Below are 17471 nucleotides of genomic sequence, written 5' to 3' on the forward strand. Positions count from 1 at the left end.
TTTCCTTGGGGGGGGAGCTACCCGCCGACGATCGTCTGCGGCAGGAAGAGCGCGATTTGCGGAAAGAGGATGAGCAGGCCGATCATCGCCGCCATGGCGAACCAGAAGGGCCAGATGCCGCGGAAGATCGTGTTCATCGGCACATCCGGGGCGATGGATTTCACGATGAAGACGTTGATGCCGACCGGCGGGCTGATCATGCCCATCTCGAGCACGATCACGATGATGATGCCGAACCAGATCAGGTCCCAGTCGAGCCCGATGGCGATGGGGATGACAACCGGAATGGTCAGCACCAGCATGGCCATGCTCTCGAGGAACATGCCGAGGAACATGTAGGCCAGGATGATCACCAGGAGCACGCCGACATCGCCGATGGGCAGCGAGGTGAGCAGCGTGACCAGGTCGGCGGGCAGTTCGGTCAGCGACATGAAGGGGATGAAGACGAAGGCCCCGATGATGATGAGAAACACCGTCGCCGTCGCGTTCATGGTTTGCAGGATCACGGTGCGTGCCGTGCCGAGAGAGAGCGACCGGCGGGCCAGCGCCACCAGCAGGGTCAGGAATGCCCCGACCGAAGAGGCCTCCACCGGCGTGAAGAAGCCGGTGTACATGCCCCCGATGGTGACGAGCACCACGCCGAGGATGGGGGCCGCGCGCGCCAGCGAGGCCATGCGATCGGCCCGGTTCGAGCGGTCGCCCTGCGGGCCGGCCTCGGGGTTGCGGGTCACGACGAGGTAGATCGCGCCGATGAACAGCAGGGTCAGGATGATGCCGGGAAAGACCCCCGCCATGAACAGGCGGCCGATGCTCTGCTCGGTCAGCACGGCGTAGATGATCATGCCGCCCGACGGCGGGATCAGAAAGCCCAGCGTGCCCCCGGCCGCGACCGATCCGGTGGCGAGGCTGTCGGCGTAGTTGTAGCGTTTCATCTCCGGCAGGGCGACGCGGCCCATGGTGACCGCGGAGGCCAGCGAAGACCCCGACAGCGCCGCGAAGCCCGCGCAGGCCGCGATGGTGGCCGAGGCAAGCCCGCCGCGCATGTGCCCCATCCAGCGATAGGCCGCGTTGAACAGATCCTGCGACATGCCCGACACCCCGGCCAGGTTGCCCATCAGGACGAACATCGGAATGACCAGGAGGTTGAAGTTGGAGGCGGCCTCGAATGTCTCGCCGGCGAGGTTGGAATAGGCGATCTTCAGGCCGCGCGCCCAGGCCTGCTCGGCCGCCATGCCCACGTCGACGTATTTGCTGGTGTTGGCGATCACCGTGCCGATGAACCCGACCCCCAGCATCGACAGGGCCACCGGCATCCTGAGCGCCAGCAGGACGAAGAGTGCGAGCAGACCCAGAAGGCCAAGAACGGTCATGTCGATCATTGCAGATCACCGTCGATTTTCAGGGGTTTGATCTGGCCGCCGCGCGCCAGCCTGACGATGTCGAGCACCAGCACGAGGGCATAGAGCGCGATCGAAACCGCGAGGGCGTAGTAGAACGGCTGGTAGGAGATCAGCAGTTGCTGCGTCGTCTCGCCGAACTTCTCGGCGCTGTCGCCCGCGTGCCAGAGCTGCCGGGCCATGACCAGCAGCAGGGCGAGCGCGAGCAGCTTGACCAGGACCATCGACCAGCGGGCAAAGCCCTGCGACATCACGCTGTCGAGCACCTCGATCTCGATATGGGCGCCGCTGCGGGCGCCGAAGGGGATTGCCAGTGCCACGATGACCACCAGCGACAGGATCAGCAGGTCTTCGGCACCGACGATGGGGCTGTTCAGGGCCTTGCGCATGATCAGCACGTTCCAGACCGAGAACAGCGTCATGAAGGCCAGCGTCAGCCCGCCGCCGACCAGCGCCACCCAGGTCAGGGCAGCATCGAGGAGCCCGGTCACGCCGGGGGCTCTGCGGTTGAGTGTCATTGAGTCCCCTCCCAGGGGTGGCTCGGGGCCAGGCGGCCCCGAGGCCGGGCTCATTGGTTGATGGCGTTGTAGATGGCTTCGGCGTTGTCGATGCCGCGCGAGGCGTAATCGACAAAGACCGCCTTCAGGCCCTCGGCCACCGCCGCATCCATCCTGGCGCGCTCTTCGGCCGAGACTTCGATGACCTCGAAGGATTTGTCCGTTGCGGCCTTCATCATCTCCAGGGAGGCCGCATCGGCCCCGTCAAAGCTCTCGGCCAGCTTGTGCGAGGCCGCCTCGCCGGCCAGCTCGTCGATGATGGCGCGGTGCTCGTCGCTCAGCCCCTCGTAGCGCTCGCGGTTCATCACGACAAAGATCACCGCATGCTGCACGGGCACATTGGTCACGAAATGCGAGGCGACATCCCAGAAGTTCCAGGGCGGGGTCATGTTGTTGTAGGTGGAGTAGGCCCCGTCGATGGTGCCGGTGCTGAGGCCGGTATACATTTCTGTCACCGGCATCTGCACGGGCACGGCGCCCATCGCCTCGACGATCGGGGTGGTCAGCGCGGCATAGGGCACGATCTTGGCGCCCTGCATCCCTTCCATCGTCGACACGTCGCGGGTGGCGGCAATGCCGATCCCGGCGGCGGTGGTCAGGGCGATCACCTTCACGTCCTCGTATTCGTCGGCGAGGTGCTCGTCGAAGACGGCCAACATCCGCTCCGTCGCCTCGTGCGAGCTTTCGGCCTTGCCGGGCAGGATCGCCAGCATCGTCTTGGGGAACAGGGCGGGCGTGTAGGCGGAGACCCCGAAGGTGATGTCGGCCACGCCCTCGACCGCGCGCTTGTATTGCTGGACCGGACCGGCCCCGAGCTGACCGGCCGGATAGACCTTGATCGTCAGGTCGCCGCCCGAGCGCTTCTCGAGCTCTTCGCCGAACCATTTGAACATGACCGTGTTCGAATGGTGCTGCGGCGGCACGAAGGTCGCCACCGAAAGCTCCTCGGCACTCAGGGGCACGGCAGAGGCGGCGAGGCCGGCGGCAAGCGCCAGGGCCGAGGTCAATCGTGCAAATGTCATGGTGTCCTCCCTTGATGGATTTGCGAAGGGCCAGCGCGATTTGGGATCCCAACCCCGAAACCTGCTCGCCCCGCGCGACCGATTCTCATCGTGTCGGGGTCAGACAACACTGATTAGGGATCCCAAATCAAGTGATTTCTGCAAATCAGGGGCCATGACCCCGCGGTGCTCTTGACTTTGGGATCCCAAATGGCGTGAATGCGCTCATGGACTCGATTGACTCAGAACTCGCCGCACGCATCCGGAACGACATCGTCACCGGCACCTACGCCGCCGATGAACGGCTCTCCGAAGCGCAGCTCTGCGACACCCACAGTGTGTCTCGAACGCCGGTGCGGCTTGCGCTGCGCCTGCTGGAGCGCGAGGGGCTCATCCGGCGCAACGAGGGCCGCGGGTATATCGTCCAGAGCCCCAGCGTCGACGACATCCTGCAGGCCGTACAGGTGCGCGGGCACCTGGAAAGCCTCGCCGCGCGGCTGATGGCGCAGGCCCCCGACCGCGCAGATCACCTGCCCGACATGGCAGCCGCCGTCGACACGATCGACAGCCTCATCGAGACAGGACACGTCAACGACGAGGTGATCCGCAAGATGCAGGCCGCCAACCGGCAGTTCCACAGGACGGTTCTCAAAGCCTGCGGCAACGACTACGTCGGCTACACCTGCGAGCAGATCAGCCATCTTCCCATGCTCGCCGTCGGCTCGATGGTCTTCGACCGGGCGGTGTTCGAGGAACCGGATCAGTGCGAACGCGGGCTGTTCCGCCTGCGGCTGGGCAACGCGCAGCACAGGGTCATCCTGGAGGCGATCGAAAAGGGCGATGCCGTCCGTGCCGAGGGCATGATGCGGGAACATTCGCACACGATGCTCGAGTACATCCGCATGTTCGAAAAGCGCGACGCAAACCTGACGGTTGCCGATCTCATCGCCTATTCGGGAGTGGAGGGCTAGGCCGCGCCGACCCGGGAGGCAGGCGCGGCCGGACCCGGCGGCTGACGGCGGCCCCCGACGGGCCGCCTCTTGCCTCACGCCGCCTGGGGGCGCGGACGCAGGTACCAGTACCAGACGCGATAGGCCTCGAGCAGGCCGAGCGGGACGAAGTGCACCAGCGCCGGGCCGAGGCCGCCCCAGTCGTGCAGGGCTGCCCAGTGCAGCAGCGTCAGCACGGCGGCGCCATAGGTCGCGCGCTGCAGGGTCTTCCAGTTGCGGCCCATCTTGCGCACGAAGTAGTCCGACGAGGTCACCGCCAGCGGCACGAAGATCAGGAAGGCGATCCAGCCGGTCCAGATATAGAGCTTCGGCAGGTCGGCCACGACCTTCTGCACGGTGCCGAGGTCTACCAGGTAGAGCACGGTATGGGCCAGCGCGTAGAAGAAGGCCGCAACGCCGAAGTAGCGGCGGTTCTTCTGCAGCCAGCGCGGCCCGCGCCAACCCTTGAAGACCAGCGCCAGCGGCGAGGCCAGCATGGCGATGATCATGAAGCGGGCGGCAAATTCGCCGGTCGGGTGCAGCGCCGCGTGGATGGCCTTTGCGTCGGTCGCGTTGATCAGGCCCAGGGTGATCGGAAGGCCCGGCAGCGCCAGCAGTGCCCAGAGCCAGAAGGGGGAGAGTCGTGACAGCATTTCTGTCGCCTTTCGCGGAAGTGCCAGCCGGGCGGCCGGTGGGAGGTCTTCTGTCTTACGCCGCAGCGCGGCATTTCCGTCGCGCTCAGGCGCGAAGGGTGGAAAGATAGTCGCCCCAGCCTTGGTGCGGACGGCCGGTGACGGCCTCGAAATCGCCGGGACGGTCGTAAATGCCCTGCCGGATACCCTCGTAGATTCCGCCGATGATCGGGCCGATGAACGCGCCCAGCTCGGCGGTGCGGTCGGCGACGAAATCCTGCGCCGTCATCTCGCGGTAGGTCAGCCCGGTGCCGAAGGCGCGGTTCAGGTAGCCTGCCAGCTGGTCTTGCGTGATCGGCGTGCCGTTCAGGTCGTAGGTTCCGCCGTTCAATTCGTTGCGTGTGAGCAGGGCGGCGTAGGCATGGGCCAGTTCCGACCGGGTGGTGTAGCCGCAGCGGCCTTCACCTGCGCTGTTGGCGATCTCGCCGCGCGCCTTGTAGCTGTCGATGTACTCGACATCGGGCTCGATATAGATGCCGTTGCGCCCGATGGCCCAGTCCAGCCCGCTGGCGCGGATGTCCGCCTCCGTCTGGCGATTGCTCTGCACCACCGGAGAAAAGCGGGTGCCGGCCTCGGGACCAATGATGCTGGTGTAGACCAGTTTTTTCACCCCGGCCGCGCGGGCGGCCTCGATCACGTTGCGGTGCTGCTGGATGCGGTCCTCGGGGGCGGCCATGCCGGAGACGATCACCAGCGCATCGACCCCTTGGAGCGAGGCTTGCAACTCCTCGGGCTTGTCATAGTCGCCCGGACGCAGCTCGATGCCCAGGTCGGTGACCTTGGAGGGCGTGCGGGCCAGACCGATCACGGGGGTGCTGCCCGGCAGGGCGATGAGCTTGCGGGCGATCTCGGCGCCAAGCTGGCCGGAGACGGCGGTAACGGCGTAGGTCATGATATGTCCTCGAGCAGAAATGCGGTGGGCAGAGCCGCCGTTGCGGGCGGCCCTGCCAAGGGTGCGCGGGTCAGCCGTGATAGGCTTCGCTGACGGCAAAGCTGTCCTCGAACCAATGCCACAGCACCACCTGGCCATCGCGGACCTTGGCGCGCAGGGCGAAGGTGAACTCACCGATCTCCTTGCCGGAATGGGGAGTGATGCCGTTCATCTTGCCGAAGACTGCGACCGTGTCGCCCGAGGCGAAGGCATCGGTGTTTTCCCACATGGTCGTCTGGAGATTCTCGGAGAACACGCCGAGGAAGGTGAAGATGTTCTCCTTGCCGGTCGCACCGCCGATCCAGGGCAGGCTCTCGTCGCCCTCGTTGTGCCAGACCATGTCGTCGGCCATCAGCGCGCTCATCTTTTCCATGTCGCCCGATCCCATCGCGCCCATGAAGGCCATGACGGTATCGAAGCTGGCTTGTGTCGTTTCGTCCATTGTCTGTGCTCCTGCGTGTTGTCCGAGGATGATCGCGAGCGAGGCGCCCAGCGAAGTTTTCAGTAGGGTTCTGCGGTTCATGTCGTGCTCCGTGCTGGCCCCGGCGCTCGGCCGGGGGCCGGGTTGCGCTCAGAATTTTCCGGCTTCGTTATGCGGGGCATCCGGGCCGGGCATGGGCGCGATCACGTCCCAATGCTCGACGATCAGCCCGTTCTCGAGGCGGAAGAGGTCATAGAAGGCGGTCGGCTCACCGCCCAGGGCGCCCTCGGAGAGGGTCAGCACGAAGTTGCCCTCGCCGATCACCTGGTGAACCTCCGAGTAATCCATGGTGATGCCCCGTTCGGCCATCCGGGCCATGAAGGCGCCGAAGCCTTCCAGCCCGTCCGCCACCATCGGGTTGTGCTGAAGGTAGGTGACGGGGCTGATGTAATCGGTGATGTTCACATCGGCATGTTCGATCAGCGATTTGGTGATGAACTCCTCGACCAGCGCCTTGTTGGCCTCGGTCTTGTCCAGGTCGGTGATCTCGGTCGCGCCGTCGATCTGGGTGCGGCCCGAGGGGTTGGGCGCGGCCTCGGGGATCAGGTTGTCCCAATGCTCGGCGATCTTGCCATCCTCTACGCGGAACACGTCGAAGCCGATCACCGGCGTTTCGCCGAAGCCCTCGTAGCGGGCATGCACCGCCACGATGTTACCATCCGCGATGACGCGCAGGTAGTCGGCCTTGAAGGTGCCGCTGCCGGCCAGAAACCCGACGACGCCCTTCTGCGCCTCGATCCCGCTGGCGAACATCTCGTTGTGCTGGATGATGTCCTCGGCGAAGTACTGGTCGACCGCCTCGACATTGCCCGCGAGCAGGGTGTTTTCGAGCGCTTCGAGCACGAGCGCCTTGTTCTCGGCACTGTCGGCCAGGGCCGTGAACGGCAAGGCGGTGACGAGTGTCGCCGATGCAAGACGTTGGGTGAGTTTCATTGTGGTCTCCTCCGGAGGGGGTTGGACATGCCCCCGCTGGTCGCGCTCCGGGATGGGGCGCGTCGGGGCATGCATCGGGGTAGGACAGGTGTGAGCGGGCGGGCCTCAGGCCGTTGCGCCCTCGGTGAAAGCCCATGTCAGCTCGGGGTTCTCACGGAAGGCGAAACGGTCGAGATGGCTGGAGATGACCTCGACGGTCTTGTCGAGCGTCGGACGGTCCTGGGCCGTGACGGTCAGGGCCAGCCCGGTTTCTTCGGCGCGCAACTCGCAGGCTCCGAAGGGCAGATCGATCCGGCCGAACCCGGCTTCATGGCTGACCGGGACCTTGTGGCCGAAATGCTTGCAGAGCGTGCCCAGGTAACGCTGGGCATTTTCGGTGGTGAAGAATGTGCTGGCCTTCATGGTGTCGTTCCTTCGTGGTGCAAGGAACATCTAGCCCCGCCGCATTGATCGGGGTATTCACTGAATTCGGAAGTCATAGTTCGGACAGGCAGAACAATGATCGAGCACCTGCGCCACATGGCGATCTTCGCACGGGTCGTCGACGAAGGGTCGTTCCGGGCGGCGGCCAAGGCCATCGGCCTCGCCCCGTCGCGCGTGAGCGAGACCGTGTCGGAGCTTGAGGCCTACCTCGGCGTGACGCTTCTCTACCGCACGACGCGCAAGATCGCGCTGACCAACGAGGGGCGCATGTTCTACGCCCGCGTCGCCGAGATGCTGCGCAGCGCCGAAAGCGGGCTGAACGAGCTGAACGCCCTCTCGCTGGACCCGGTGGGCGCGCTGCGGGTGTCGATGCCGGCCTTCATGTCGTCGTCCTCGCTGGCCACGGCCATCGCCGAGTTCGCCCGGCGGCATCCGCAGGTCGCGCTCTCGCTCAGCTTCACCGACGGGCGCACGGACCTGCTGCACGACGGCTTCGACGTGAACATCCGCGCCGGATGGCTGGACGACAGCTCGATGATGTCGCGCAAGCTGGGCGAGAGTGCGCGGGCATTGGTGGCCGGTGCAGGATATGCCGCCAGCCGCCCCCGCCCCGGCCACCCCTCGGAGATGGAAGACTGGGACTGGCTGCGCTACAAGCACCGCTCCGATGCGACCACGTTCCACGGGCCAGCAGGCGACACGGTAAAGGTCGTCGGCCAGTCCCGGCTGGAGGCCGACAGTATCGACGCGCTTTATCACTTCACCTGTCAGAACCTTGGCGCCACGGTCTTGCCCGAACACCTCGCCGCGCGCGGCGAGGCCGAAGGCAAGCTGGTGCGCCTCTTGCCCGACTGGCAGCTGGTGCCCCTGGGGTTCTTCGCCGTCTGGCCCGACACCTCCCGCCGCGAGAGCCTGACCCTGCTCTTCGTCCGCTTCGTCGCCGAGTGGCAGGCCGACATGGTGGCCGACGCGACCGGCCCATGACCGCCGCCAGGACCCGCCACCGCGACCCTGCGTCAGGAGCGCCGAAGCAGGGCTCCGTTGCACCAACCGGGTGACGGCCGTGACTCCGCCTGCCCCGGACGGACATGCCGTTCCGGGGATTGGCGGCGGGCGTCGCTCATGAGGGCCAGGTGGCGAAGAGAGTCTTGACCCGACCCGAGGAGAACTCCCTGCCCCGGCCTTCGCCGGCGAGACAGTGGTCCATTGTACTGGCCGCTTCGCGCCTCCCCGGACTCCTGTGCATCCAGAACCCGCCAAGCGCGCCGGAAAGCTCCCCCCCCGCCGCACGACGGAGTGCCATGCGGGAGGCAACCCTACCCTGCCCTGCGCCTGCAGCGTGGCCCTTCTGCCGACCCGTCGATACGGCGCTCCGCCACTATCGGAACACTGGCTGCGGTGAACGGAGCCGAACAAACCGCGCCGTCTCACCCGGTTGTGGTCGCGCTTGGCATGAACGAAAATCTCCTTGCGCCCTATCTCGACCTCGCGCGGCTCGTTGCCCCCCGGCCCCCGAAGCGCTCCATCATCCGGCAGGCGAAGGCGAGGTCGCTCTCGCCGTATTGCACGGTGTATTCCAGCTTGGGGTAGCTCTGGGCCAGGTCGAGCCGGTGGGTCTGCGCGTGAGCCTCTGCAGCCAAAGGCGGCACTCCGCCCGCTTTGCCGTGGTGTCGAGACGCCGGCCCGCCGAATACCGCTTGACGATGAACGCCCCATGAAATAGCCACCATACGACCGGCGCGGGCGTTGTGTAGTGGTAAGACCTTAGCCTTCCAAACCTATGCGCTCAGTAATCCGTGCTTGTCGGTGCTTGCTAAAGCTTTCTTTTGATTGAAAACTGTCTTTCACATGGTCGCCTGTAGTCGCCCGTGGTTGATGGTGCTTACCTACAAAAAGCCGACAAAGATGCCAAAGCTGCCTGAGACCTACGCACGCAAGTTACCCCAGTCCAAACAGGGCACGGAGAAGCACTGGGACAACGAGGTGAAGGGCTTGGTCCTCTTCGTCGGGAAACGATCGAAGACATGGTATTATCAGAAAGACATCGGCGGTCAGACGAAGCGCGTTCTCATCGGGCGCTTCCCGGTGATCTCTGCGGATGCCGCGCGCCAGACCGCGTTGGGGTTCGCCCTGGAGTGGGGCAGAGGGGCCGGCAAGAAAATCCAGATCGGAGCGCCGACGCTGGAGCGGGCGATGGAGGTTTACCTCATGCGCCCCAAGCTTCGTTCCGAGGCACAGAAGCGCAATCTCCGTCAGCAGTTCGACCTTCACCTCAGAGACTGGCTGAAGTTACCCCTCGACGAGATTTCGAAGGCAATGGCCGCCGACCGACATCGATCGATGGCTTCTACACCATCCGGCGCGAACCACGTGCTCCGCAGTTTCCGGACCGTTTGGAACCACGCAAGGCGATCCCATGATCTGCCGGAGTCACCAACCATGGCGATCGAATGGTACGAAGAGAAGCCGAATGGAAAGATCATCGAAGACCTCGAGGCTTGGCGAAAGAGAGTGGACGATCTCTACAACCCGATCCACAAGGTCTTCTACGAGTTGATCCTGTTCACAGGTTTTCGGAAGTCTGAGGCCTTCAACCTCGAATGGAGGAACGTCCACGAGGACCGCATCCACCTCCCGATGACCAAGAATGGACGAAGTTTCGATCTTCCCATCACTCAGCATCACCATGAAATCCTTGCTCCGCTTCGTGGCTTGAGCCGCCAATGGGTGTTCCCGTCACCAAAGTCTTCTGCGGGTCACCTGACTATGCCGGAGCGCATGGCATGGTCGCCGCACGCGCATCGACGGACGTTCGCGACGGTGGCAATGGAGGCCGGCGTGCTCGAGGAGATCGTCGGCCGACTTCTGAACCACACGCCACTGTCGATTACCGGGCAGCGCTACACGCGTCCGTCTCTGGACGCGCTCCGGCCTTCCATGGAAACTGTCTGTACTGAACTGCGTGCTCGTATGTAATCGTGCCTCGGCACAGCCGACCATCACTCACTGGGAAACCGCCGTGCCGAAGCCAAAGTCCATGCTCGAAACCATCACGGACCACTTCGAGGTCAGTCTGCAGCAGCGTGAAGTTGAGGGTGATGACACGGTGGCGGCTCTCAGGATCCAGGCGCCTTGGCTTCTTGAACAGTTGGGTGACCCATTTATCACTCAGGAGCGACTAACGAGTTTGAGGCGGGCCGTCCGAAGCGAGGGGCACCCCGATCTTGATCCATCGAAACGAAAGTTCGGCTGGATCTTCGGATTTTCGGAACTGCGCAGGGAGTTTCTCAGACACGTCATCTCTTCCGACGCTTCAGGGTGGTCGGAGATGCGGTCCGCGTGCGAAGCCATCGTCCGGGCACTTGAACATGCAGTGCTCGTCGATGGGCCCTCGGACGAAGAAGAGACGTCTTCGGGCGGCTATAGCGCTCTGAAGAGAAAACTGGGCTCCGATCCCAATCTGGCCCAAGCGGTAAGGGCCGCAATGGCTCTCCTCAATGATCTTCGAGAGACGGCGTGGCCGGAAGCCTTCAGGTCTGGGCGCATTCTTGTGTTCAGGAAGTTCGGGCACACCTTGGATTTTTACCCCCCAAGCCAATGGGAGAAGGGGCCGCCGAAGAAACTCGATCTGGAGTTTGAGCCCGTAATTGAAAATCTCATGGGTTGGAGCGACGAAGAGCTGGCAGGCCTTGCTCACTTTGGCCCAGGGCCGGTTCCAGGTTCTTACTTGGATGCCGTTCGCGCGCAGTAATCCACTTTAGGAGTCCATGCGTACGATAGCGTGCAGGTTTTGGCGCCGCGTTTCGTAACACATCCACCGCCCGAACGGCACAAGTTTGTGTTCTTGCTTTCGGGAGATCTTCCACCTGGCGTTAGTGGACGGGGACAAACGCTGGCTGATCGAGAGACTCTGGACACGATCCTAGATGCTCGGAAATTTTTCAGGGAACGGGTCATCTGGGCGCGCGCTCGTGGGCTCAAGGCACTGAGAACGGCGGCCGAGGGCACGTTGACCGGGACTTGTGGGGTCGACGCCACCCGAGCGTCCCATATCTGGAAGTCTCAAGCACTCAAGAATTGGAAAAAGTCTGGACGCCCCGTAGGCGAAGAATCAGGAATTTGCCCCGTATTTACAGATGTTTAAATAGGTAGGCGGAAAACCCCGCATTCAGCCCGTCTATTAGCCTGTGATGATTCTTGCCATGCCTCCAAGGAAGGAAACAACGCTTCGGAGGCAGAGCGCGAGTATGGACAAGAACAGGCTTCTCAGCAGAGACGAGGTCGCGGAGATCTACGGTATCAGCAAGCGGTTCCTCGAGACCGCTGCCATGCGGGATGCCTCGCCCCCCGCTGTGCGCCTTGGCCACAGGACGGTGAGGTACCGCGTCGCCGACATCGAGGCCTGGATCGAGGCGCAGACCGGGACGACCACCGACCGGTCCGGCTCCGGGTAAGCGCGCCGTCGTACCGGGCTTAGCCGGTCCAAATTAATCAAACAAAATCAACCCCTAATGTCAGTCCCTCAACTGGCAAAAGGAGAAGCTATGACACACGAACTTCCGATCAGACCGACGCCACTCATCAAGCCTTTGCCCGACGCACCTGAGGTGCCTCTCGCCGACCTCGGCCCCCTGGCGGACCCGATCGATGCGATCAGGACTCTGACTCAAGCTCCCACGGCTTTGGCACTGCAGGCCGTGCTCACGGCCATCAGCGTTGCCGCTCAACCGCACGCGAACGTGGAAACCATTCTGCACCCAGTCCCGCTCAGCCTCTTTGCGTTTAGCATCGCTGAGTCGAGCTCGAGGAAGTCCGCGGTCGATGCGCTCGCGACAGCGCCGATCCGCGAATTCGAGAGGCCGCGCCTCTCCATTTATGCCAAGGCTCTAGCGGCATTCGACGAAGCACAGAAGTCGTCGGCACGCCGGGGTGATTTCGATGCGGTGATTGAGAACGCATACGACGGGAGCAATGCAAAGAGCAACACGCCCCCGATCAGCCCTAAGGTGCTCTTCGACGACATCACTTATCAGGGTTTGGTGTCTCATTTCGCGAACGGTCAGCCTTCGATCGGTATCCTCTCCGACGAGGGAGGGAAGATCATCGGTGGCCATGCCATGAACTCCCAGAACCAGACGGCGACCTCGTCGGCGCTTTCCAGCTTCTGGGATGGGCGAGAAATCAATCACACGCGATCCAGCACGGGGTCCATCACGCTGGCGGATCGGCGGGTGTCCATGCATCTGGCTATCCAGCCCATGGTTGCCCAATCGTTCATGTCCAGCGAGTTGGTGAGAGATCAGGGCATCCTGTCGCGTGTCCTCGTTGCTATGCCGGATACGCTCAAGGGCACGAGGTTCCTGATCGAGGATGAAGAAACCTTGGAAACGAAAGCGAGGGCTCACGCGACCCTGGATGCTTACAACGAGTGCATCACCGAACTCTTGGAAGCAGAGCCCCGCACGAATGCGTTTGACCCGCTAGGGCTGGATCCGCGCACCCTGACGCTCGAGCCGCCCGTACGGGCTCTCCTAATAGATTTCTACAACGTGACGGAGGAGGCACAGGGCGATGGTGGTCCCTTCACAAACATCAGCGGTTTCGCGGGCAAGGCCGCAGAACATGCGGCTCGAATTGCCGGAAACCTGGCACTCTTCTCTAATGCGGAGGCGATGTCGGTCGACGTCGGCTCCATGAGGACCGCGATCAGCCTTGTGAACTTCTACTTGGAGGAGGCCGTCCGAATCTTCGATACCGGGAGCGTCTCCAAAACGGTCAGGGACGCCGAGTTCCTTAGGCAATGGATCGTCGAGCTTCGGGACGACATGTACGTGGATCTCACGTTGATCAACAAGTGTGGCCCCAACAGGCTGAGGTCGTCGCCGGAGAACAAGAAACTAATCAACATTCTGGTGGAATATGGGTGGTTGATCGGCATGACGGACATCGTCGAAATCGATGGACGCCGCAGCCGCCGGGCTTTCCGAGTTGTCAGGTCCTAACGCATGTCGTCGGTACAATCTGGCATCGAGGCTGTGCGCGCGACCTTGCGCAATGCGGAGAAGGTCACCTTCGACTTGGGCGGTCAGACCTTCCGAAAGCCATCGGTCCATAAATTGCCGAAGTCGCAAAAGTCGCAGGAATCGCGGCCCATCGATGTTCAGTTCGGGCTATCGGAACTTGAAGCGGAACTGTTCGAGGAACGTGCGGCGGTCCTTGAGTACGACGGCGGGATGCCTCGCCGGACGGCCGAGACACGCGCACTGACACTAGTTCTCGGGAGGCGATACAGGACTGAGGCGTCTCGTTAAAATGCCATCGCCTCCTACGGGTCCTTTCCCGCTTCCACTAACACGGGGGTAATTCGCTCCGCGGTGGTTTGAAGTACACTAAGATCGGGGATGCTTCGTGACTTGGTTGTTGTTGTTGGCGTGTGGCCCGCCCTCAACAGTAGCTGACGCTTTGGAGGCAATTATGTGCGGGCCAGAACCTCCGGTTCCGGAGATCCATGGCGAGGAAGCTGGGAGCGCTGCTACGTTCTAAAGGTATGCGTCCGGAGTGACCGGGCGTTGACTTTCAGCGTTGGTGCCAGTGTCAAGGGGCGAGTACGTCGATGCGGTTGATCTTGTGATCGGCGATGTGGGTCAGCACCCAGGTCAGCCAGGCCTCGGGATCGATACGGTTCATGCGGGCAGTTTCTGACCTGCCCCAACGAAGTGGTCCGGTTTCAGTCTTAGTGCATGATGGGCCTCAGCGCTACGGCCGGCGTGGCCGGCGAAGCGGCTCCGGATGGCGGAGCCGGCCACTGCACAACCTCTGGAGCTGGCGGTCGATAGCCCAACGATGAGTGTGGGCGCTTTGTGTTGTAGTGTTGGCGCCAGCCCTCGATGACGATCTTCGCTTCGGCTAGGCTATAGAAGATTTCGCCGTTGAGCAGCTCGTCGCGCAGCTTGGCGTTGAAGCTCTCGCAGTAGCCGTTGTCCCACGGTGATCCTGGCTCGATGTAGGCGGTTCGGGCGCCGAGGGCAGCGACCCACTCCCGCACGGCCATAGCCACGAACTCCGGTCCATTGTCCGACCTGATGTGATCCGGCACACCTCGCAGGATGAACTGGTCCGACAGAACGTCGATGACATCCGTCGATCTCAGCCGACGATCGATCCGTATCGACAGACACTCTCGCGTGAACTCGTCGATCAGGTTGAGCATACGGAACTTCCTTCCATCGTGGGTCCGGCTCTCGACGAAGTCTTAGGACTAGACATGGTTAGGCCGCTCCGGTCGCAGACGGGCGCACGACCCGTCGCCCAGCCAGAGGCGACTTCTCTCCGGCTGTTTCTGCGGGACCTTCAGCCCCTCCCGCCGCCAGATCCGCTCGACCCGCTTCACGTTCACGGCCCAGCCGGCATCTCGGAGGAGAGCCGTGATCCGCCGATAGCCATAGCGGCCATACTGAGAGGCGAGCGCAATGATGTCTGCGGTGAGCGCCTCTTCGTCGGGACGCCCGCGCGGCACCTTCCGCTGGGTCGATCGGTGCTGGCCGAGCACACGACAGGCAAACCGCTCCGAGACTCGGAACTTCTGCAGGACATGGTCGACGCGAGCACGGCGGCGGGCGGGGCTCAGTAGTTTCCCGAGCCAGCTTCTCGCAGGATCAGCTTCTCGAGCGTGAGATCCGACACGGCCTTCCGGAGCCGCTCGTTCTCCTTCTCCAACTCCTTCAGACGCTTCACCTGGTTCGTCTTCAACCCGCCATACTCCTTGCGCCAACCGTAATAGGTGAACTGCGTCACGCCGATCGTGCGCACCGCCTCGGCCACAGACTGGCCTTGCGACATCAACACGTCGACCTGCCGGAGCTTCGCGACAATCTCTTCGGGTTTGTGCTTCTTCTGAGGCATTCCTTCGTCCTCCATCTGGCTCGAAAGCCTACTTCAGGGAGGACCACTTTTCAGGGGGCAGGCCAACTGCCACATTCAGGTTTTCGAGCTCCAACGGGATTTGCCATATAAAATCATCGGGCCCGTGATTGGGCCCGATGTAGGCTTTGAGCGGTTGGGATCAGCCGTTCCAATACCACGACTGCGGCATGAAAACATTGGCCGGGCTGGGCCATTGGCTGGTGGACACCATGCCTGGCAGGACGTTCATCAGCCCATTTTTGACCACCCCGTAGGTCGAGGGGTTCTTGGTCACGCCGAAGGCTTCGAACTCTTCCGCCGCGATGTCGGACAACTGCTGATACAGCGTCACGCGCCGGTCCGGGTCCACGTTGCTGTTGATCGCTTCCCAGATCTCATAGCGTTTCTTCACGTGTTCCGGCGGCTCCACCCCGCTGGCGCCGCCCGTGGTGTACCATTCGGTCCACAGTGGCGCATGGCGAGAGCTGTCGTCGATGGGCAGAAGCGCAGAAGGCAGCTGGCCCGGACTGAGGGTGGTATTGCCGCTGTCGGCGGTAAAGTCGTGATCGGCATTGGCCGAACGCAGCTTGTGCAATGACCGGTCAACGACGTTGAGGTCAATGGCGATGCCGATCTCCGCCCATTGTGCCCGCACAACCTGGATCATGTCGATTATCTGGGGATAGGTGTTGCGAATGTCGATCAGGAACCGCGCCGGGCGCCCGTCGGACATCAGGCGAATGCCTTCGTCATTGCGCTGATCGAGCCCGAGGCCATCCAGCAGCGCATTGGCCTTCTCGGGGTCATATTCCAGGTACTGGGTGGCCAAACGCTCGTTATAGAGCTTCTTGCCTTCCCACGGGCCGGTCTGCCAGGGCGTGCCGTCACCCAGAAGCGCGGTATCAATAACCTCTTGGCGGTCCATGCCGATGGACAGGGCAATGCGGAAATCCTTTTGATTGAACAGATTCGCGATCACCGGGTCCTTGTGGTTCAGGTTTGGCTGGATCCAGTTGTAGTTGCCGCCAACGCCCACGACCTCATAGAGCTGATAGTCACCAGCGTCTCGATTGTCGGCCAAGACAGGCCGGTTCGCCGCGGCGTCGATGCCGCGCGCCTGGAAGTCGAACTGACCCGCAATGGCGGCCAGTGTCATGGCTTCGGGGTCCTGGAAAATCCGGCCCTCAAGTGCGCCGATATAGGGCAGTTGATTGCCCGCAGCGTCGACCTGCCAGAAATAGGGGTTGGCGCTGAGCGTCACGACGGTTGCGCCGCCGTCCAGCGGGTTTTCCATCACCCAAGGGTCCAGAACCGGGCGTTCCGGATTCAGCCAGCGCTGGCCTTCGGTCGGGTCGCCGCACTTCTGCACGAACAACGTCTGCCAATCCGACGCGCCGGCGGCGTCGATCAAGGGCTGAAGGTTGTCGTTGTAGTCGGGATGGAAGGTTGCGCAATAATGCTTGGCATAAAACACGATAGCCGCACCTTCCTCGCGTGCCATCTGGCCTAAGAATTCGCCATTGGCGCGGGGGAAGACAATCTTGAAGGTCGTCTCGTCGATCACCTCCAGCGACATCGGGTCTTCACCGGCCTTGAAGCGGGTCGACAACGCGCCGTAATCGCTGTTCAGCAGGACGTCATTGATGGCAAAGGCCACGTCTTCGGTGGTCAGCGGCGCGCCATCGGACCAACGCATGCCCTTGCGCAGATAGAAGGTGAACTCGGTGCCGTCTTCGGACACGTCCCAACCGCGAGCCACATTGGGGATCAGATCTTCGCGGTTGTGATGCCAGCGGACCAAGCCGTTGGTGCCGACGTGCTGGCGCATGGTGCCATCATCGCCGGAACTGGCCAGTCCAAAGCGCCATTTGCCGCCATAGGTGCCGACGTCGCCGAAGTCCACGACCTGGGGCTCGTCCGACACGCGTTCCGCCACCGGGGGCAGATCGCCCGAGGCCACCAGGGCGGCAAACTCCGGGCGTTCGCCCTTGGCCTGCGCCTGCAACGCCGTGCCCAGACACACAAGGCCGATGGCCGTCGCGACACGTGACATCCTTGGGAATTGGTGGGTCAAAATTTTCTCCTCCTGATGTTTCGACCGGTTGCCCATCTCCCGAACGGGCAACTTCGCCACAGTCAAGATGGGGCGTCATATTGGTTTTTTC

General features: G+C 62.9%; 16 protein-coding genes and 2 pseudogenes. 6 read left to right on the forward strand and 12 right to left on the reverse strand.

The genetic code is table 11. From position 1 onward, the window contains the following. Window positions 1–17 precede the first annotated feature (17 nt). From BUR94_RS12295 to BUR94_RS12305, 3 genes are read right to left on the reverse strand one after another with little or no spacing between them, the layout of a single operon-like run. The gene (locus tag BUR94_RS12295) at window positions 18–1379 is read right to left on the reverse strand and encodes a TRAP transporter large permease (protein ID WP_074256510.1); all 1362 of its coding nucleotides are present in this window, start codon (window positions 1377–1379) and stop codon (window positions 18–20) included. Next, window positions 1376–1915 (reverse strand): TRAP transporter small permease, encoded by a 540-nt coding sequence (locus tag BUR94_RS12300; RefSeq protein WP_074256511.1) that lies wholly within the window; start codon window positions 1913–1915, stop codon window positions 1376–1378. The genes BUR94_RS12295 and BUR94_RS12300 overlap by 4 nt, the downstream gene beginning before the upstream one ends. 50 nt (window positions 1916–1965) lie before the next feature. Beyond that, window positions 1966–2976: a TRAP transporter substrate-binding protein gene (locus BUR94_RS12305; RefSeq protein ID WP_084193021.1), complete on the reverse strand. Its 1011-nt coding sequence runs from the start codon at window positions 2974–2976 to the stop codon at window positions 1966–1968. A 206-nt stretch (window positions 2977–3182) separates the two neighbouring features. On the opposite strand from BUR94_RS12305, the gene BUR94_RS12310 reads away from it, so the two are divergent. After that, the gene (locus tag BUR94_RS12310) at window positions 3183–3926 is read left to right on the forward strand and encodes a GntR family transcriptional regulator (RefSeq protein WP_074256513.1); all 744 of its coding nucleotides are present in this window, start codon (window positions 3183–3185) and stop codon (window positions 3924–3926) included. A gap of 74 nt (window positions 3927–4000) precedes the next feature. On the opposite strand, the gene BUR94_RS12315 is transcribed toward BUR94_RS12310, so the two are convergent. The 5 genes from BUR94_RS12315 to BUR94_RS12335 all read right to left on the reverse strand — a co-directional run bounded on the left by BUR94_RS12315 (window position 4001) and on the right by BUR94_RS12335 (window position 7383). After that, the gene (locus BUR94_RS12315; RefSeq protein WP_074256514.1) at window positions 4001–4597 is read right to left on the reverse strand and encodes a protein-methionine-sulfoxide reductase heme-binding subunit MsrQ; all 597 of its coding nucleotides are present in this window, start codon (window positions 4595–4597) and stop codon (window positions 4001–4003) included. Window positions 4598–4682: 85 nt separating this feature from the next. Further along, window positions 4683–5528 carry an NAD(P)H-binding protein gene (locus tag BUR94_RS12320; RefSeq protein WP_074256515.1) on the reverse strand — a complete coding sequence of 282 codons (846 nt, stop codon included), beginning with the start codon at window positions 5526–5528 and terminating at the stop codon, window positions 4683–4685. 70 nt (window positions 5529–5598) lie between these two features. Beyond that, complete coding sequence (locus BUR94_RS12325; protein ID WP_245794454.1) at window positions 5599–6009, reverse strand: nuclear transport factor 2 family protein; 411 nt, start codon at window positions 6007–6009, stop codon at window positions 5599–5601. Window positions 6010–6138: 129 nt separating this feature from the next. Continuing rightward, entirely contained in the window at window positions 6139–6981 is an 843-nt protein-coding gene (locus tag BUR94_RS12330) for a nuclear transport factor 2 family protein (RefSeq protein WP_084193022.1), read from the reverse strand. Between the two features lie 105 nt (window positions 6982–7086). Next, entirely contained in the window at window positions 7087–7383 is a 297-nt protein-coding gene (locus BUR94_RS12335) for a DUF2218 domain-containing protein (RefSeq protein ID WP_074256516.1), read from the reverse strand. A gap of 96 nt (window positions 7384–7479) precedes the next feature. On the opposite strand from BUR94_RS12335, the gene BUR94_RS12340 reads away from it, so the two are divergent. Then, entirely contained in the window at window positions 7480–8388 is a 909-nt protein-coding gene (locus BUR94_RS12340) for a LysR family transcriptional regulator (RefSeq protein WP_074256517.1), read from the forward strand. A 491-nt stretch (window positions 8389–8879) separates the two neighbouring features. Here BUR94_RS12340 and BUR94_RS20925 read toward each other — a convergent pair whose 3' ends face one another. Then, the gene (locus tag BUR94_RS20925) at window positions 8880–9044 is read right to left on the reverse strand and encodes a contractile injection system protein, VgrG/Pvc8 family (RefSeq protein WP_245794456.1); all 165 of its coding nucleotides are present in this window, start codon (window positions 9042–9044) and stop codon (window positions 8880–8882) included. A 265-nt stretch (window positions 9045–9309) separates the two neighbouring features. Between BUR94_RS20925 and BUR94_RS12350 the strand changes: the two genes are divergently transcribed. From BUR94_RS12350 to BUR94_RS12365, 4 genes are all read left to right on the forward strand, one after another. After that, window positions 9310–10380 carry an integrase family protein gene (locus BUR94_RS12350; protein WP_074257713.1) on the forward strand — a complete coding sequence of 357 codons (1071 nt, stop codon included), beginning with the start codon at window positions 9310–9312 and terminating at the stop codon, window positions 10378–10380. A gap of 61 nt (window positions 10381–10441) precedes the next feature. After that, the gene (locus tag BUR94_RS12355) at window positions 10442–11155 is read left to right on the forward strand and encodes a hypothetical protein (RefSeq protein ID WP_074256518.1); all 714 of its coding nucleotides are present in this window, start codon (window positions 10442–10444) and stop codon (window positions 11153–11155) included. A 496-nt stretch (window positions 11156–11651) separates the two neighbouring features. Further along, on the forward strand, window positions 11652–11858 hold the full coding sequence (locus tag BUR94_RS12360; RefSeq protein WP_074256519.1) for a helix-turn-helix transcriptional regulator: 207 nt from the start codon (window positions 11652–11654) through the stop codon (window positions 11856–11858). A gap of 90 nt (window positions 11859–11948) precedes the next feature. Further along, window positions 11949–13406: a YfjI family protein gene (locus tag BUR94_RS12365; protein ID WP_074256520.1), complete on the forward strand. Its 1458-nt coding sequence runs from the start codon at window positions 11949–11951 to the stop codon at window positions 13404–13406. 592 nt (window positions 13407–13998) lie between these two features. On the opposite strand, the pseudogene BUR94_RS12375 reads toward BUR94_RS12365, so the two are convergent. The 3 genes and pseudogenes from BUR94_RS12375 to BUR94_RS12390 all read right to left on the reverse strand — a co-directional run. Next, window positions 13999–14103 (reverse strand): annotated as a pseudogene (locus BUR94_RS12375) (transposase domain-containing protein); the annotation flags it as partial. 34 nt (window positions 14104–14137) lie between these two features. Beyond that, a pseudogene (locus tag BUR94_RS12380) lies at window positions 14138–15306 on the reverse strand (IS3 family transposase). A gap of 160 nt (window positions 15307–15466) precedes the next feature. Then, window positions 15467–17440, reverse strand: coding sequence for an ABC transporter substrate-binding protein (locus BUR94_RS12390; RefSeq protein WP_245794577.1), 1974 nt, complete (start codon window positions 17438–17440; stop codon window positions 15467–15469). Window positions 17441–17471: the final 31 nt, after the last annotated feature.

Origin of the sequence: Vannielia litorea (assembly GCF_900142295.1) — a bacterium.
In the GTDB taxonomy this organism is placed as follows: Bacteria; Pseudomonadota; Alphaproteobacteria; order Rhodobacterales; family Rhodobacteraceae; genus Vannielia; species Vannielia litorea.